Here is a 13,932-nt window from a genome sequence, read left to right as displayed (position 1 = left end):
TTAAGCGAATGGATCAATGGACTGGTCACTCGGCTAAGAGCAATGCTGTCGGAAATCTCAGCAAGCTCAGAACGTCTTGCGGCTGCTGCGGAAGAAACTTCGGCAATCAGCGAAGAAACTCGCAACGCAGTCGATACCCAAAAAGATCAAATCACCCAAATTGCCACCGCCATGGCGGAAATGGCAGCCACCGTGAAAGAGGTCGAAAGGGCAGCCGTCAACACCATGAAGACGGTCGATGCCTCAACCCAACTTGCCGACAAAGGTGAAAAAATCGTCACACAGAATGGTGAGCGAATCGCTCACCTCTCCGAAGAAATAGAGCATGCAGCCCAAGTGATCAATCAATTGGATGAATACAGCTCAAATATTGGTGCCATTCTCGATGTTATTCGTGGCATTGCCGATCAAACCAACCTGTTGGCGCTCAACGCTGCCATTGAGGCGGCGCGTGCTGGTGAACATGGTCGCGGTTTCTCTGTGGTGGCCGATGAAGTACGCACCCTGGCTAGTCGAACCCAAGAGTCCACAGCCGATATTCAGCGTATGATCGAAGAACTCTTGGTGGGCACACAAAAAGCCGTGGATGTTATGAAACGCAGTCGTGATGAAGCCAATGATTGCGTCGAACTCTCCGAGTCCGCCGCACAGGCCTTGCGCGAAATTTCTGAAGGCGCCAAGACCATCAACGAAATGACTACCCACATTACCGAAGCCACCAAAGAACAAGCCTCGGTCACCGAGGAGATGCACAAAAATATCGAGGCCATCTCAAATATTTCAGAGCAAACAGCTGATGGCGCCAAAGACACCCACCAAGCGGCCAAGGAACAGGCAGAGCTGGCGGCACATCTGCAAACACTGGTCAACCGCTTTAAAACCTAATGGACCTCAGGGCCGCTGCTTCGCGACGCGCGGCCCGGCAATTTCTTCCTCCTCCAGATCCGCACTTCGTAATGCCGCCAACATCGGTTCAAGGTGGGTGGCATAGCGTCGCCAGCGTCCGATATGACGCGTACTGATAGGTGATCGCACCTGTTCTGTGCTGGCGGTCGCTACTGCCGTTGGATTTTTGTAGAACGTCAAGCAACCTGGGTGCCAAGGCAGGTCACAAAAATCAATCAACCGCCTGATCTCCGCGTCCGGCTCCATGGCCAGCGCCTCATACGAAAGAATCATCACATTCTCGGGGCACTTGTCTTGGACAGACCTGAGGAAACGTCTGAACAACACATAGAACGTGGCTACATCTTCCTGATCATAGGAGTATCCATAGTATGGCAGGTTGGGCGCAAACAGCTGCCGGTAATTGCCAAAACATGCGTCCATGCCATTGCGCACCAAACAGATCACTTTGGCTTGTGGCACTGCCATGAGAAGTGGAATGAAGTAAAAATTCATCGGCATGCTATCAAGCACATACGGTGTCTCACCGGACAATGGCGAGACGGCCTTCAAATATTGCTGATACACAGCCCCGATACTTTGCTGAGCCAACGACAAAGTACTTTGCTCTATGATTTCCGGTGTGGCTGTCTCCGCCACTCGCTTCACCGACAGAGCCAGTTGTTGTGACTCTCCAATGGATGTCACTTGAGGATGACTAGAGATGATTCTATCCACCAAAGTCGTGCCCGTGCGGGGCATACCAACCACAAAAATCGTTTTCTTATCGGAAGATGACTCGACAGGCCATGGTTGTGTCTTCATGAGCAGTTGTTCACACGCCGAAAGTCGATTTTCTTCCAAGCCAATCTGAAAGCCAAGCCTGGTCTTCTGCAAGGCGTTCCCATGTTGGAGATGCGTCATCGCTTCATGGTCACAATTTAGACGCTCAAGCACTTTGTACAGCGCGTGATGGCAATAAATTTTTGTCAGCGTGTCATCCGTCTCATTGAGCTTGCGCTCGAGACATTGGCGTAAACGCTCATCGTCCGTGTGTCCCATATCAGCCAAGGCGTAATAGACCGATGGCGCGGCTTTGTTGCGTTCAATCAAGAACCAATAGGCTTTGGCCGCTTCAGTTTGTCGCCCCATAAAGCGCAAAGCGTTAGCGCGTTCATGCCACAGCACTTCATCATCAGGCCATAATTGCAATCCTTGCTCTGTGACACTCAACACTTTGACAAAATTTTCAAGCCGCCCCCACACGTGCGCTAACTTGCGCCAAACGGCTTGGCTGGCACGCTTGTCAATCTCCAATTCACCAATCGCCATCGCTTCAGCAAACTGATTTGACAAGGCCAGCAACCAAGCGAGCTGTACCCGCACTTCTGGTACCTGTGGTTGCAGTGAAAATGCAGCTCGGGCTGCATCAAGCGCGCGATCTGGTCTGCCCAGTCTTTGATAAACATCGGAGAGTACGAGCAGCGCAGCGACATCTGCTTGATTTCTTTGAAGCAGACTGACAGCAATGTCGTACGCCTTTTCCAACTGCCCTGTCGCCAAATAGGTTTGCGCAACACTAATCGGTGTTCTATTCACGAAGCAATCACTCTGGTCAATGGAAAAACCATTCTAACAAAAAGCCGCGATGACCCGCGGCTTTTTAAAGTTTCAAAATTAAGGAATTACATTTTCGACTTATAGAACTCAATAAATTTACTTAAATCGCCAGCCTTGCCACCACCATTGGCTTGCAATTCCTCTGTCCACTGAAGAATGTTTTTACCGTCCTGTGCGGGGGTTTTCAAACCATTTTTCCCAAGCTTCAACGCGATAAACTTTGCCGTTCGAAAACTCCCAAAATACGTAGCTGTCCGTAGCAAATCGCCACCTGGAAAACCATCCGAGGCACCGCACCCTATTCCACCAAAAACACGTTTTAGGCTGATTCGAGTTTGCGAAAGTTTTTTTCGCATCGCAGACCGGTTATTTTGTTTGGCATAATCACACAAGGCAGCAGCCACCCGTGTAATGTCATCGGCTACCGTCATTGGCGACCAAACCAGCATAACTGTCGCAAACACACACACCAACAAATATCGGTTCATGCAAAGCCTCTTCTTGTTGTCACATGAATTACCCTGGAGCAAAGCATAGAACATTCTTCTGAATAGCGCGAAATATCGACGTTATTCTGAAGATTTTCCGGCTGCCGTTGCTTCGGTCACAAGTGACGGATCTACGCCGGCCGCGATCGCTGCCCGAGCAATTTCGGTTCGATATTTAGGTTGTGCTTGTCCTGCCAATGCGACCACTTGCATCGGAGACATACCAGCTTTGATGGCTGTCTGCACGACGGTCGATACCCTTTGTTCATTGACCAACAGTGCGCCCTTGAGCACAGATTCTTGTTGCCGTGGTTCGGCAAGCAACTGACTGTGCAGGAACCAGGCATAGCATTGTTCCGCATCCAACTTGACATTGGCCTTGCGTTGGGCCTGTGGTGTAACCCCTTCTGTCAGACGTTGGCACATCTGTTCAGTGGTTCGGAATTCGTTCAACCAAGCATCCTGACTTGCCAAAGCCACATTGCCTGCCACGATTAGGGTAAGCACCATTGTCCAGTTCTTCATTTTGCCACCTCCTCGCACTTTCCAACCCTTATTGTCAATGCTGATCAGCCACCTTAGCACTTTCTACAAGTCGCTTCAAATTCGTGTATCACTCGTTTTGTGTGTTGCCAATCGGCTCTGGCCGCCCAATAAAGTAACCCTGATAGCCAGTCACTCCCTGCTGTTCCGCCCATAGCAGCAATTCACGTGTTTCAATCCCTGTAAGAATCAGGTCAATCGACAAGGTTTGGCATAAAGGTTTCAACCATTGCAGCAAACTTTCTTGGTTGTCTCCAGCACGCAACTGCGCCAGTTTAACGTTGATCTTGATGTAACTGGGCTTGACAATCGACAGCCACTCTGCCGCACGAGAATCGACGCTGAAGTGGTCTATGCCCACTCTCATTCCATTTCGCTGCAAGGCATCCACCACTCTGGCAATACGCTTTGCAGACTCAGGCAACCACAATCGACTGGTTTCCAATCGCCATTTTTCTGGCTCAGTAAAGTGATTCATTAGCTGAGTCAACGCGTCTTTGCTTTCATAAAGTGCCAGATTGATATTCAACGCATGCGGCGCATTAGGATGTAACTGTATTGCCGCTTCTATAAGCCGCGCGTCCAACGCTCTGATCTTATCGACATCCACAATTCCGGACGCCAGATCCGCTGTCGAAACATAGGTTTTGTTATCGAGTGGCCATCGACTGAATAATTCGTACTCGATTGCGCCACTGACACATCGTATAGGCTGGCGCCACCATTGCACTGGCAGATCGTCCAAAGCTCGCGCGAGCAACCTTGTTCTTGTGTCTTTGGGGAGTAACGAGTCAACGTTATCATAAATAAACACGCCATTTTCCGTTGCCCTAGCTTGCTGCAAAGCCGCGTTGGCAAGCGTTAACGCTTTTCGACTGTCGACTTCATTTGGAAGCCACGCCAACCCACCGAAGACACTGCTTTCTGCGTCAAATTGAACACTCGCCCGTCGACACTCGCTAATGACACGTAACCAAATGGCCTCTATTTCCACCGGCTCCGTTTTGCTCAATAAGACAGCAAACTCCGGGCCATCCATACGAAATACTTTTGCCCCTTCCACGTGCGCAAAGGCTTTACGCAGCATGGCTGCGACCATGACTAACCAATCGTTACCAAGCTGATAGCCGAATTCACTATTCACCTTTTCCATCAAATCCAGCCGGACAAGTCCCAATGCCAGATGGGTTTTCAATTCATCGTCGCCAAGGATTGCCTCTAATTCATGTAAAAACGCCAAGCGATTTGGCAACTGCGTGACTGAGTCTGTCACGCATGCCTCGTGCCATTGCTTGACACGGAGATCCAACGAGCGAATTTGTTCAGCCAAAGCTAATGACATCCGGTTGATGGCATTGGTCAGTATTGCCAACTCTTCAGTCTTTGGAGGCGGCGAAATTGTCTTGAATTCCCCCCGCTGAATTGATTTTGCCAACTCAGTGATATTCTGTATCGGTCGTAGCCAGTAGCGTGCCACATATCGCGAGACCACAACGGCGATCATGACAATCGCCGCCAGCGACCAAAAGCTTCGAACCGCTAGTTGCCATAGATGCGCGACCGCCACGCCATCAAATGGTTCCACTAACACCGCGCCTGTTTTCTGCCATCCCTTCATAATGGGCTGTTTCACCGGCGTTAATTTCCAAAGAAACAATGACCGAAACCAAGCCGGTGGCAATTCGAAGGGCAGCGGCGCCTCTAGCGTTCGCTCATAAATAACTTTGTTTGCAGCATCTTGCACCACAATTTTCGAATAATAACCGCTGTCGAAAAATGTATTGACGACAGTGGCCACCTCAGTTTTCCGCTGGTCACCCATCAGCTGTGACAAAGACACAGCAAGTGCCGCAGCGGCATCTTCCGCTTGAATTTGGGTTTGCTCGGATACAAAACGTTTTTGATTGAGGACTCCTTGCACAAAAGCGATACTGACAGCTGTCCCAACCATCAACGTCAAAATCAGTGATAATTGCTTACCTATGGTCATTGCTTTGTCCTCGGTGCGTCGTTCGTCCCCGCAAATTTTCCCGATAGCTGCGCATTCAAGCGGTCTAAAAAGCGCTGCCACACCTCAATGCGATCCGCAGCCCCCAGTTCCTGTCCACGGAATCGTTCTCGCGCAAGCCACAATTTGGACGCATTAAAACTATAGACGGGAATTAAGTCGCTGCGTTGGCTAGCTGGTAAAACTTCATCGACCAAATTATCCAGCACCAAAGGTTCTGATGGTTGGTCGGGATACCATGTCAGCACCATATGTGCCTGGTTCAGCGTCGTTGCGGTCACATACGTCAGACGAAGCTGCGACTCGGGGACGCCAGCCGCCCATAAAGTGAAAAATTTGGCCACCGAAAAATCTTCACAGTCACCCGCGCCGACGCCAAGCATTTCAATCGGCGTCGCCCAATAATCTTCTACCCCCCAAACCGCTACGTCTGGCCGAAACGTAAGTTGGTTGAAAAAAGCGTTGGTGATTCTGAGTTTATTGGGAAGCGCTTCGTGCCGCAATCGCTCGATCAGCGCCAACCATTGTCGGATTCTCTCTGTCCCTTGCGAGCCATACATGACTTTTATGCGAGCCAATGTCGGTGTATCAATGGTAATTTCGGGCAAGCGTGCCGCCATGACCGTGCCGATCATCAAAACTACCCATAGTTGCCAACAATGGTTCCGCATAGCGCCGACGAAATACTGGTTTGACTCATAGTATTGCAGAGCGCAGCACTTTGCGCATAAAAAATGCCGTACACGAAAGTGTACGGCATTTTTGCAGTGACATGTTCGCTGCGCTTTATCGAAGGAAACGCGAAAAAACCGCACGACCAGGATAAACTGCGCCATCGCCAAGCCAATCTTCAATACGCAGTAATTGGTTGTATTTGGCCGTCCGATCAGAGCGACACAGCGATCCTGTTTTGATTTGCCCACTGGCAGTGGCCACAGCCAGATCGGCGATGGTGGTGTCCTCAGTTTCACCGCTACGGTGTGAGATCACTGCGCTATAGTTTGCCTCGTGTGCCATCGTAATAGCATCCAAGGTTTCGCTCAGAGAACCAATCTGATTCACCTTAATCAGAACTGAGTTGGCAATCCCATTGTCGATGCCCTCCTTCAAAATTCGGGTATTGGTGACAAACAAGTCGTCGCCCACCAATTGAACACGATGCCCGAGCTTCTCTGTGAGAATTTTCCAACCATCCCAATCGCCTTCATCCATGCCATCTTCAATTGAAACAATTGGATAGCGCGCCACTAGCTGGGTCAGATAATCGGCAAACGCTTCTGAAGTCAATGCCCGACCTTCTGATGCGAGGTGGTAAACCCCGTCTTTGTACAATTCTGAACTGGCCACATCAAGGGCAAGCAATACTTGCTCGCCAAGTGTGTATCCGGCCCGCTCGATGGCTTCTGTAATGATCGCCAGAGCTTCCTCGTTCGACGCCAAATTTGGCGCAAAACCGCCTTCATCGCCAACAGCAGTGTTGAGGCCTCGTGCTGCCAGCACTTTTTTTAAATGGTGGAACACCTCAGCGCCACAGCGTAACGCTTCGGAAAACGCCTCAAAACCCGCTGGAATAATCATAAACTCCTGGATATCGACATTGTTATCGGCATGGGCGCCGCCGTTAATGATATTCATCATCGGCACAGGCAATGCGTACGGACCTTCGGGGTTAATATGCTTGAATAATGGGACTTGCTTGGCATTTGCCGCCGCTTTCGCGCTGGCCAGTGAAACCGCGAGGATCGCATTCGCGCCGAGTTTTGACTTGTTCTCAGTGCCGTCCAACGACAAAAGCAGATTGTCTAACGCGCGTTGGTCTTCAACACTTTTGCCTTGTAACGCTTGCCCGATCACACCATTGACATGGCCCACCGCCTTGAGTACACCTTTTCCAAGGTAGCGTGTCGGATCTCCGTCCCGGAGCTCTAATGCCTCCCGACTGCCAGTGGATGCACCGGAGGGCGCACACGCCACGCCAACGTGGCCAGTATCCAAATGAACTTCAGCCTCGACGGTGGGGTTACCACGTGAATCAAGTACTTCCCGTCCAATAATTTTGGTGATCAGCATGTTCTGTACCTCAACCTATTGTTCGATTTTCACGGCTCGCCCGGTGAGCTGCCGCAGCCTCAACAAAAGCAGAAAATAGTGGATGCCCATCGCGTGGCGTTGATGTGAACTCCGGATGGAACTGAGTTGCCACAAACCAGGGGTGATCTGGCAGTTCTATCACTTCGACCAGATCTTTGTCGGTCGATTTTCCAGACACGACCAACCCCGCTTCAACCAATTTTGGTAACAAATGATTATTCACCTCGTAGCGATGCCGATGGCGTTCCCTAATCAGGGGCTGGCCATAAATCTCAGCGGCCCGTGTTCCAGGCTCAAGCCGGCACTCTTGGGCACCGAGTCGCATAGTTCCGCCAAGATCCGAATTCTCACTTCGTTTCTCGACTCGCCCATCTGCATTCACCCACTCCGTAATCAATGCCACCACTGGCGACTGACAATCACGCTTGAATTCAGTGGAGTGCGCATCTGGCAAATTCGCGACATGGCGCGCAAACTCAATCACCGCAACCTGCAATCCCAAACAAATGCCAAGGTAGGGGATTTTATGCTCGCGCGCGTATTGGGCAGCCTGGATCTTACCCTCGACGCCACGTTCGCCAAATCCACCCGGCACCAAAATCGCGTCCAGTTCCTTTAAGACTTCGGTGCCCTTGCTTTCAACATCTTCAGAATCAATAAAACGGATATTGACGGTTTGTCGGGTGTGCAAGCCAGCGTGGCGGAGTGCTTCATTCAGCGATTTGTAAGCATCGGTCAGTTCCACATATTTGCCCACCATCCCAACGGTAACTTCACCCTTGGGATTGGCTTCTTTGTAGAGCACTTGTTCCCATTCAGACAAGTCCGCAGGTTTAGCGTCCAATTGGAGTTGTTGCACGATAAGCTCATCAAGCCCCTGCGAATTCAAAAGCGCTGGTATTTGATAAATACTGTCGACATCCTTGAGCGAAATGACAGCACGTTCCGGGACATTGGTAAACAACGCGATTTTTCGGCGTTCTCCCGCTGGCAATGTACGTTCCGAACGACATACTAAAATATCAGGCTGGATGCCTATTGACCGTAGTTCCTTCACCGAATGCTGAGTCGGCTTTGTTTTGAGCTCACCTGCCGTTGCAATAAATGGCAACAAGGTCAAATGCATAAATAACGCACGTTCACGCCCCAACTCAACACCCAACTGGCGGATAGCCTCAAGAAAAGGTTGGCTTTCAATATCGCCAACAGTACCGCCAATCTCCACGAGTGAGACATCATAACCTTCTGCACCTGCCAGGATTTTTTCTTTGATCGCATCCGTAATATGAGGGATGACCTGAACAGTCGCTCCGAGGTAGTCCCCCCGACGCTCCCGACGCAAGACTTCTGAGTAGATCCGGCCGGTGGTAAAGTTATTGCGACGCGACATTTTAGTGCGTACAAAGCGTTCATAATGGCCAAGATCTAAATCTGTCTCAGCACCATCTTCTGTGACAAATACCTCACCGTGCTGGAATGGGCTCATCGTGCCTGGATCGACGTTGATGTATGGATCCAGCTTCAGTAATGTCACATTTAAACCGCGCGCTTCCAAAATGGCACCCAATGAAGCCGCCGCGATCCCCTTCCCCAATGAGGAAACCACACCACCAGTCACAAAAATTAAACGAGTCATGGGAACTTCCTAAATGCCTTGTTACATCTGCTGCTTGCTGCAACGACAAACGCTCGAATTGGGGTGGAAGTCTACCAAATATGGCCCTTGTAAGAAACACATAGTGCGCCTACTCTACGCTGGGTTTTATTCATCAATCGTTTGCGACGAGTTGATGACCGTTCATCTTTTTGGTAAGCAGTTAACTTGGCAGGTGAGAAGCAACACTGTATGGACACAATGTTGTCACAAGCTAGGCCCCTACCAGACAACACGCTAGAACCACGGAGTCGTACTAGATATGCGCGTTTTCTTCTCGTTACGCCCATCCCAGGTGGTGCAGCAGGCTTTATGGGAGCTGCAGGCAAGTCTTTCACAGGCCGCTGGCCGTCCAGTACCGGCTGAAAATTTTCATATGACCTTATCATTTCTTGGCGAAGTTAGCGGCAATGTGATTGATGCCCTTATCCACCGGGCGGAAACGGTACATCATCCCCAGTTTCAACTGAGATTGGATGAGATCGGCTTTTTTGCACGCCCCGCCATCTTGTTTGTTGGGCCTTCATCTTCGCCACAACGCCTGACTAGTCTGGCGCGCACCATCAGGCGGCTGGCATACGAGGCAGGCGTGGCCTCGCGCAATAGCAAATTCGTCCCGCACGTCACTCTGTACCGACAGGCCAAATTCACTGCCACCCATCTCCAACCCAATATACTCTGGAGGGTGACGCATTTCGAACTGACCGAATCCATCCTGTCAGCCAACGGTTCTCGTTACCAAACCATCGCAGAGTTTCCTTTGATCCCGAAAAAATAAAGGGCCGGTAGACTGCCGGCCCTTGGTACATCACGCTAAGCTTTATAAATTCTCATACTGCGCAAGCATTTCCTTGGTCTGTTTCATGGACTCAACATACCCGATCCAGCCAGACGCGCTTTTTCCATATTTTGGGATAGTGGCAGCTTTCTTGAAGTAAGCAATTGCCTGGTCATATTTCTCCATGTTGGTATAAGCGCGTCCAATATTCATATAAACACGGGCAAGCTCGTTATTTTTAAGTCCGCCTTTCTCTAGCGCTTTTTTCGCTCGAGAGACCACTTTTGGCCAATCTTCCAAAATTGCGTAAACCCCAGCGGCCCGCGCATACAATTTCCCGTTGTCGTCAAGCTCTGCCCCTTTTTCGTAGGCGGCCGCCGCTTTACGCAATTCCTGCGCCAGCTGCCAATTGCTCGCTGTGGCGCTCCAATGCTTTGGCTTTGCCTCAATGGTCCCCTTTCTCAACCCTTCTTCCATCGTTCGTGCTGCATAATACGGGGCATTGAGCATTGAATAATGTTGACCAAGATTTCGGTATTCACCGCTCTTGTTCATTAAATCCATTCTGTGCATCAAAGAGAGAACTGCAAATGTATTGCTAGTCTGCTTGAGTAACGCATAAGCGGCCGACAAGCCGGTCCAATATTTTTTCTCAGTTGGAAAATAATGCAGCGCCGCCTTATAAATTTGGGCCGCCCCCTGATAGTCCTTCAGCTGCATGTGAGCCGCTGATAGAAAAGCATACCAAGAACTTTTCGGTGCCTTTTCTGGTTTGACCTTTGGTGGCTCTTTGCCTTCCGCCTTCGCCTTGGCAATAGCTGCCTTAATTTTCGCCTGCTCCTCATGCCATGACACAACCGCCAAATACATTGGACACACTGCTTTATCGAGTTTATCCAATCGGCCATATGCCCCGGCTAATAATTCGTAATGACGCCAGTTTGGTTTCACGGCGTGCTTAAAGTACCGTTCAATATACTCGGCCGCTTTCTGGATATTCCCTTGTATCATGTAAAGCGAGGCCAATTGCGCCAATATCTGCTGCTCAATTCGATAGGGTAGCACTTTAAGTTCGACGGCCTTTTTGAAGTATTCAATGGCTTTATCAAACTTTTCCATCTGCGAATAGGCGATCGCCAGCACTTGTAGCACGGTGACGTAATCACCTTTATTCCCTCTCACCCGTTCTTCAAGCGGCAACAAAATGTCGAGCGCTTCTTGGAATTTTTCTTCCCCTAGCAGTTCTTGTGCACGCACCACTCGTTTGTAAACGTTTTCGCGCGGCCCCACCACCGGTCGTTTCGGCAGCTTTTTGAACTCGGCCTCGGAAATTCCGAGCGGTTTGCATTGACGTGTGTATTTGGTTGAAAAGCCAACATCAACCGCTGCAACTTGCATGGATGCAGTTGCCGCAAACAATAATGCCAAAGTGCCAGCTACCACTTTTCTGTGCGTCATAAAGTAAACCTTTTTCTTAAGTCTGAAATTCGCCTATTGACCGCTGCCCGTGCATGACGCTCATCCCACCCGCAAATTCGGGCCAATTAACATCATGACGACACGCAGCGTTTACAAGCAATCGCGCTCCCTGCGCTTAGTTGAGAGCTTCTCACCTCAAGACTACCCTCATTCGCTCAGTTTAAATTCCATCGTATAGTACATGTTAGGTTGCGCAACTTTCTTACCATCGACAACGCGGGGCTTAAACTTCCACTTGTAAATCACCCGACGCACCGCTTGGTCAAACACGCGACGCGGCTTAGACTCGACAATCACCACATTACTTGGACGACCGTCGGGCATCACCGTAAACCTGAGACGAACATAGCCCTCGATGCCCTCTCGCAGCGCCTTCGGCGGATACTGTGGTTGTATCCGGATCATGGGGATGGCCTCACCATCCATCGTGCCTGCCGCACGCGCCCCCCCAAGAAATACGCCTGTTCCCATGGATGCACCTGTGACCTTCGGAATGTCCAGGCTAATTTTGGGAAGATCCATGGCCACACGGGTTTGCTCGACCGGCGTGTCTGGCGGCGGTGGCTGTTTTGGCGGCTCGGGCTGTTTAGGCGGCACCCTTTTTTTGAGTTGCTCCTTCTCTTCGGGCTTCACCATTGTGAATTCGACCGGAATGGTTTTTTGCACCGCTATTCCGCGACTTGATGGCATGATGAGATACGCCATAAACACGTAAAGCGCGAAGGTTGGGACAACAGCAATGAGGAGTGCACTAATGAATCTTGTCGACATAGCCAACCTCACTCGTTATGGGCAGCAATGGACACATCCGTCACACCCGCTGCTTTCACTTCATCCAAAACTTTCATCACGATGCCCGCACGCGCACGCTTATCGGCTTGTATGACGACCGCCCCTTCAGGATTATCTTGCCGCAATCGTGCGATTTTCACTCGAACTTCTTCAGGCTTATATTTCTTTTTCGCGATAAAAATCTCGTTATCTTTTGTCACCGCAATAAACACGCTGGCCTTCGGTTTAGGAACCACCTCAGTGGCCGTTGGTGCGACAACACTGACCCCCGCTTCGCGCACAAAAGATGTGGTGACGATAAAGAAGATGAGCATGATAAACACGACATCCAACATCGGTGTCATGTCTATCTGTGCTTCTTCTGTTTGATTTCTGTTACGTTCAATAGCCATGTAGCCTACCCGTTAATGATGCGGCATATGATCAATGAGTCCCTCAACTCTCACATGCGCTTTGTTCTCCAGTTGAGCGCTAAAGAATAATCCCGACAAAGCCGAGACCATGCCCGCCATGGTCGGAATCGTCGCCATGGAGATGCCGTCCGCCATCAGACGCGGATTACTGGTCCCTGCCGTGGCCATGGTATCGAAAACATTCACCATGCCCAGCACGGTGCCAAGCAGCCCGACCATTGGGCAAATGGCAACCAATGTTTTAATGGCAGAGATATTTTGCATGGCTTTTTCGCGCATCTCCGAAATCCACGCTTCACGAATCCGCTTGGCATACCAGCTGGTGGTATCAGCCCGCGCATCCCATTTGGCAATCATCAAACGTGCTTCTTTTGGAAATACCACGTTAAGGTAGTAAAAGCGCTCAAGAATAAATGCCCAAAGGAGCCAAAGCACCACTGCGATCACGGACAGAACAGGGCCCCCGGTTCGCATGAAACCGGAGACCACTTCAGTAAGTTCTGACAGCCAAATCATTGGATCAGCTCTCTTTTTCAGCGTGCTGAGCAATCAATCCAGCACTTTGCTCTTCCAATATATGAATGATAGACCGGCTTTGGCCTGCCAGCAATGAGTGCAGGAAGATCAGCGGAATCGCTGAAATCAAACCGAGCACCGTGGTGACCAATGCAGTCGAAATGCCGCCAGCCATCATTTTTGGATCGCCGGTACCAAACAGGGTGATGGCTTGGAACGTACCAATCATACCGGTGACCGTACCAAGAAGACCGAGCATTGGTGACAAGGCTGCCAGCACCTTGACGATACCAATCCCCCACTCGATTTTCGGTGTTTCCTTGAGAATCGCTTCATCAAGCTTGAGCTCAAGGTTCTCAACGTCAGCGTCTTTGTTCTCCAAGTATACCTTCATGATGCGGCCCAAGGGGTTATTTCCGGGGGTTGAGCTCTTCATCTGTGCACGTACTTGGCGGCTAATGCTCATCAGTCCGAACAGGCGAATCAAGGTCAAGATAACACCGAAGATGAAGAGGCCAGTGATCACGTAACCGACAATGCCACCCGCCTGATACTGCTCCCATAGGCTTTTCTTTTGAATGAGCAATTCAAGCAACGCACCGCGTGATGGATCCACGCCAAGCGCGTGCACACCACTCGTTTGGCGGACAAAGGCTTTGGCCATG

General features: G+C 50.4%; 14 protein-coding genes. 2 read left to right on the top strand and 12 right to left on the bottom strand.

What is annotated here, in order from left to right:
• The first annotated feature begins 42 nt into the window (after positions 1 to 42).
• Entirely contained in the window at positions 43 to 885 is an 843-nt protein-coding gene (locus D6694_14225) for a hypothetical protein (GenBank protein RMH36045.1), read from the top strand.
• A 6-nt stretch (positions 886 to 891) separates the two neighbouring features.
• Here D6694_14225 and D6694_14220 read toward each other — a convergent pair whose 3' ends face one another.
• From D6694_14220 to D6694_14190, 7 genes are all read right to left on the bottom strand, one after another.
• A complete protein-coding gene (locus D6694_14220) occupies positions 892 to 2,484 on the bottom strand; it encodes a sulfotransferase family protein (protein RMH36044.1) in 1,593 nt (530 codons plus the stop codon).
• Between the two features lie 86 nt (positions 2,485 to 2,570).
• A complete protein-coding gene (locus D6694_14215; protein RMH36043.1) occupies positions 2,571 to 3,047 on the bottom strand; it encodes a DUF3718 domain-containing protein in 477 nt (158 codons plus the stop codon).
• A 27-nt stretch (positions 3,048 to 3,074) separates the two neighbouring features.
• Positions 3,075 to 3,518: a hypothetical protein gene (locus D6694_14210; GenBank protein ID RMH36042.1), complete on the bottom strand. Its 444-nt coding sequence runs from the start codon at positions 3,516 to 3,518 to the stop codon at positions 3,075 to 3,077.
• A gap of 88 nt (positions 3,519 to 3,606) precedes the next feature.
• Positions 3,607 to 5,526 carry an EAL domain-containing protein gene (locus tag D6694_14205; protein RMH36041.1) on the bottom strand — a complete coding sequence of 640 codons (1,920 nt, stop codon included), beginning with the start codon at positions 5,524 to 5,526 and terminating at the stop codon, positions 3,607 to 3,609.
• Positions 5,523 to 6,164: a sulfate adenylyltransferase gene (locus D6694_14200; protein RMH36046.1), complete on the bottom strand. Its 642-nt coding sequence runs from the start codon at positions 6,162 to 6,164 to the stop codon at positions 5,523 to 5,525. The genes D6694_14205 and D6694_14200 overlap by 4 nt, the downstream gene beginning before the upstream one ends.
• 166 nt (positions 6,165 to 6,330) lie before the next feature.
• A complete protein-coding gene (locus D6694_14195) occupies positions 6,331 to 7,614 on the bottom strand; it encodes a phosphopyruvate hydratase (protein RMH36040.1) in 1,284 nt (427 codons plus the stop codon).
• A 10-nt stretch (positions 7,615 to 7,624) separates the two neighbouring features.
• On the bottom strand, positions 7,625 to 9,271 hold the full coding sequence (locus D6694_14190; protein RMH36039.1) for a CTP synthase: 1,647 nt from the start codon (positions 9,269 to 9,271) through the stop codon (positions 7,625 to 7,627).
• Positions 9,272 to 9,551: 280 nt separating this feature from the next.
• Between D6694_14190 and thpR the strand changes: the two genes are divergently transcribed.
• Positions 9,552 to 10,067: an RNA 2',3'-cyclic phosphodiesterase gene (thpR, locus tag D6694_14185; GenBank protein RMH36038.1), complete on the top strand. Its 516-nt coding sequence runs from the start codon at positions 9,552 to 9,554 to the stop codon at positions 10,065 to 10,067.
• Positions 10,068 to 10,109: 42 nt separating this feature from the next.
• Here the strand turns inward: thpR and D6694_14180 are convergent, their stop codons facing one another.
• From D6694_14180 to D6694_14160, 5 genes are all read right to left on the bottom strand, one after another.
• Complete coding sequence (locus D6694_14180) at positions 10,110 to 11,525, bottom strand: hypothetical protein (protein ID RMH36037.1); 1,416 nt, start codon at positions 11,523 to 11,525, stop codon at positions 10,110 to 10,112.
• Between the two features lie 168 nt (positions 11,526 to 11,693).
• Entirely contained in the window at positions 11,694 to 12,317 is a 624-nt protein-coding gene (locus D6694_14175; GenBank protein RMH36036.1) for an energy transducer TonB, read from the bottom strand.
• Positions 12,318 to 12,325: 8 nt separating this feature from the next.
• Positions 12,326 to 12,730, bottom strand: a complete 405-nt coding sequence (locus D6694_14170; protein ID RMH36035.1) for a biopolymer transporter ExbD — start codon at positions 12,728 to 12,730, stop codon at positions 12,326 to 12,328.
• Positions 12,731 to 12,742: 12 nt separating this feature from the next.
• Entirely contained in the window at positions 12,743 to 13,267 is a 525-nt protein-coding gene (locus tag D6694_14165) for a MotA/TolQ/ExbB proton channel family protein (GenBank protein ID RMH36034.1), read from the bottom strand.
• 4 nt (positions 13,268 to 13,271) lie between these two features.
• The coding region (locus D6694_14160) for a MotA/TolQ/ExbB proton channel family protein (protein RMH36033.1) at positions 13,272 to 13,932 on the bottom strand (661 nt) is incomplete at its 5' end.

The organism is Gammaproteobacteria bacterium, assembly GCA_003696665.1.
Taxonomy (GTDB): domain Bacteria; phylum Pseudomonadota; class Gammaproteobacteria; order Enterobacterales.
Note: the sequence above shows the minus strand (reverse complement) of the source record. Positions and strands in the feature narration are given on the sequence as shown.

Bases quoted from the DNA above. Each gene is read 5' to 3' on its own strand.
- D6694_14225 (RMH36045.1), top strand. From the start codon at position 43: ATGCTGTCGGAAATCTCAGCAAGCTCAGAACGTCTTGCGGCTGCTGCG.
- D6694_14215 (RMH36043.1), bottom strand. From the start codon at position 3,047: ATGTTCTATGCTTTGCTCCAGGGTAATTCATGTGACAACAAGAAGAGG.
- D6694_14210 (RMH36042.1), bottom strand. From the start codon at position 3,518: ATGAAGAACTGGACAATGGTGCTTACCCTAATCGTGGCAGGCAATGTG.
- D6694_14205 (RMH36041.1), bottom strand. From the start codon at position 5,526: ATGACCATAGGTAAGCAATTATCACTGATTTTGACGTTGATGGTTGGG.
- D6694_14200 (RMH36046.1), bottom strand. From the start codon at position 6,164: ATGGCGGCACGCTTGCCCGAAATTACCATTGATACACCGACATTGGCT.
- D6694_14195 (RMH36040.1), bottom strand. From the start codon at position 7,614: ATGCTGATCACCAAAATTATTGGACGGGAAGTACTTGATTCACGTGGT.
- D6694_14190 (RMH36039.1), bottom strand. From the start codon at position 9,271: ATGACTCGTTTAATTTTTGTGACTGGTGGTGTGGTTTCCTCATTGGGG.
- thpR (RMH36038.1), top strand. From the start codon at position 9,552: ATGCGCGTTTTCTTCTCGTTACGCCCATCCCAGGTGGTGCAGCAGGCT.
- D6694_14180 (RMH36037.1), bottom strand. From the start codon at position 11,525: ATGACGCACAGAAAAGTGGTAGCTGGCACTTTGGCATTATTGTTTGCG.
- D6694_14175 (RMH36036.1), bottom strand. From the start codon at position 12,317: ATGTCGACAAGATTCATTAGTGCACTCCTCATTGCTGTTGTCCCAACC.
- D6694_14170 (RMH36035.1), bottom strand. From the start codon at position 12,730: ATGGCTATTGAACGTAACAGAAATCAAACAGAAGAAGCACAGATAGAC.
- D6694_14165 (RMH36034.1), bottom strand. From the start codon at position 13,267: ATGATTTGGCTGTCAGAACTTACTGAAGTGGTCTCCGGTTTCATGCGA.